The 1,009-nt window shown below is 36.7% G+C and carries 1 protein-coding gene; it reads left to right on the top strand.

Features of this window, described 5'->3' with window-relative positions:
* Positions 1 to 95 precede the first annotated feature (95 nt).
* Positions 96 to 977: an IS982 family transposase gene (locus tag SP041_RS20695; RefSeq protein ID WP_025565992.1), complete on the top strand. Its 882-nt coding sequence runs from the start codon at positions 96 to 98 to the stop codon at positions 975 to 977.
* The last annotated feature ends 32 nt before the right edge of the window (positions 978 to 1,009 follow it).

Here is a 1,009-nt window from a genome sequence, read left to right as displayed (position 1 = left end):
TAACCTCAATTCTGCTTAAGGAATTGAACTAAATGCCCACCTAGCGATCAGATCTTTCGACCAAGAACGATTTGAAAGCAACATAAGGTGGGCAGATGGATAACTTAGTGGAATTATTTTGTGATGTCGATGATTTTTGTCATCAATTTATACCTCAATGGGAAACACGACTCATTACTGATGGGACTCGTAAGCGAAAACGCAGTTCGGCAATGTCTTTCGGTGAGAGAATGACCATTATGATCTCATTTCATCAATCAAATCATAGAGATTTCAAGAACTTCTACATCGGCTTAGTTCAACGATATTGGACAGAGTACTTTCCAACTCTCATCAGTTATACCCGCTTTATCAATACTATGTCTGAACTTATTGTCCCTATGTGTGCTTATTTCCAAACAGTTAAAGGTAAACCGACAGGGATTGCATTTGTCGATTCGACGAGTCTTAAGGTATGCCACAATATTCGAATTCCTAGAAATAAAGTATTTGCTAAGACAGGAAAACGTGGAAAAGGAACGATGGGGTGGTTTTTCGGTTTTAAGCTTCACCTTTTAATTAATCATCAAGGTGAAATCCTTGCGTTAAACATCAGTCCAGGTAACACGAATGACCGTACACCAATACCTGATTTATGTAGAAATCTAACGGGTAAGTTATATGCAGATAAGGGATATATTGGCAATAAGTTAACAGAAAAACTAAAGAGGTCTGATATTGATTTAGTCACTACTGTCCGTAAGAATATGAAAATAAAAGTAATATCAGTTTTCGATAGAGCCATGTTATCAAAGAGATACATAATAGAAACAGTTAATGACCAACTAAAAAACATATCTCAAATAGAGCATAGCCGCCACCGAAGTGAAGCAGGGTTCATGCTCAATGTCATTTCAGGAATAGTGGCCTATTGCGTAAAAAAACAAAAGCCACGTATTAAGATATCTAAAAGTGAATTAGAGATGATGGCAGTCTAATAAATGCTATTGCTTATCCAGAACTCAGGTTA

Source organism: Psychromonas sp. SP041 (assembly GCF_000470315.2).
Taxonomy (GTDB): Bacteria; Pseudomonadota; Gammaproteobacteria; order Enterobacterales; family Psychromonadaceae; genus Psychromonas.
This window is presented reverse-complemented; position numbering and strand designations above follow the sequence as displayed.

Excerpts from the sequence above, each read along its gene's own strand:
- SP041_RS20695 (WP_025565992.1), top strand. The coding sequence starts at position 96 with ATGGATAACTTAGTGGAATTATTTTGTGATGTCGATGATTTTTGTCAT.